The sequence below is a fragment of the Dorea sp. OM07-5 genome (assembly GCF_003481355.1).
GTDB lineage: Bacteria > Bacillota > Clostridia > Lachnospirales > Lachnospiraceae > Dorea_D > Dorea_D hominis.
Genome location: NZ_QUKZ01000047.1, coordinates 1 through 1,306, shown reverse-complemented (window position 1 = coordinate 1,306; position 1,306 = coordinate 1). Strand labels below are relative to the sequence as shown.

Here is a 1,306-nt window from a genome sequence, read left to right as displayed (position 1 = left end):
AACGGTCGGAGCAACGACCGCATTCGCAGCCGGTGATCCGTTGTCCGTTATCAATAACCTGTCTACTTTTATTTTTTCCCTGATTCGTGCAATCGGTTTGATTTTGCTTGGATTTGGTGTTGTACAGGTTGGCCTGTCTTTAAAAAGCCATGATCCAAGCCAGAGGGCAAATGGATTTCTGACACTGGCCGGAGGGGTAATTATTACGTTCGCCAAAGAAATCCTGGATCTGATTATGGCGTAAGCCTCTTTGAAAAAGTATATCAGGAGACAGCAGGAGTGCCGGAAGGTACTCCTGCATTCAAAAATATGTTCAGGGAGGTGAGAGTTTTTGAGTGACAACTGGATTGTACAGAATCTAAACTCAGCACTATCCACATGGAGTGAAAAGATGGCAGAACTGTGGACTCTGCTGACTGAAAATCCGGCAACTTTTAAGGGTGGCGGCATCTGGCGGATTATGACCAATATCAATGATACACTGACAGCCATTGCCTATGGATTACTGGTGTTATTTTTTGCAGCCGGAATCATAAAAACGTGTGGCAGTTTTACAGATCTGAAAAAGCCGGAACATGTGCTAAAAGCATTTATCCGGTTTGCACTTGCTCAGGGAGCAATCACATACGGGATGGAACTTATGCAGGCACTGTTTTCTATTGTGCAGGGAATCGTGACAACTGTAATGAGTGGCTCCAGTATGGCAGGAAGCGTGACAGAACTGCCAACGGAGATTGTAGATAAGATTGAGAGCGTGGGAATGCTGGAATCTATTCCGCTGTGGATTGTCACACTGCTTGGCAGTCTGCTGATCACGGTATTGTCATTTGTAATGATCCTGACAGTGTATGGCAGAATGTTCAAAATCTATATGTATACGGCAATCGCCCCGATTCCGATTTCCTCGTTTGCAGGAGAACCCACGCAGTCCATCGGAAAGAACTTTATCCGTTCTTATATAGGCGTGTGTCTGGAAGGGGCAATTATTGCACTGGCGTGTATTATCTATTCTGCTTATGCGGCAAGCCCTCCGGCTGTCGGAGATACGGAGCTGAGTGCAGTTACAATCGTGTGGAACTATGTAGGAGAACTGGTATTCAATTTACTGGTGCTGGTTGGAGCAATTAAGGCATCTGACCGTATTGTCAGAGAAATGATGGGACTTGGAGGTTAAAAATATGGATATAAAGAAAACATTAAGATATAACTGGGAATTTGGACGTGAGACAGTAGCAATACGAGTGAGCTCTTATCGGAACAATGGAAATTTATATGTAGGACTCTGCCATAAGGAAGGGAGAGAATG

At 44.6% G+C, this 1,306-nt stretch carries 1 protein-coding gene and 1 pseudogene; both read left to right on the top strand.

The window, feature by feature from the left end:
- A pseudogene (locus DXC04_RS15335) lies at positions 1 to 244 on the top strand (glutamyl-tRNA amidotransferase); the annotation flags it as partial.
- A gap of 87 nt (positions 245 to 331) precedes the next feature.
- On the top strand, positions 332 to 1,174 hold the full coding sequence (locus DXC04_RS15330) for a hypothetical protein (RefSeq protein ID WP_199692563.1): 843 nt from the start codon (positions 332 to 334) through the stop codon (positions 1,172 to 1,174).
- Positions 1,175 to 1,306: the final 132 nt, after the last annotated feature.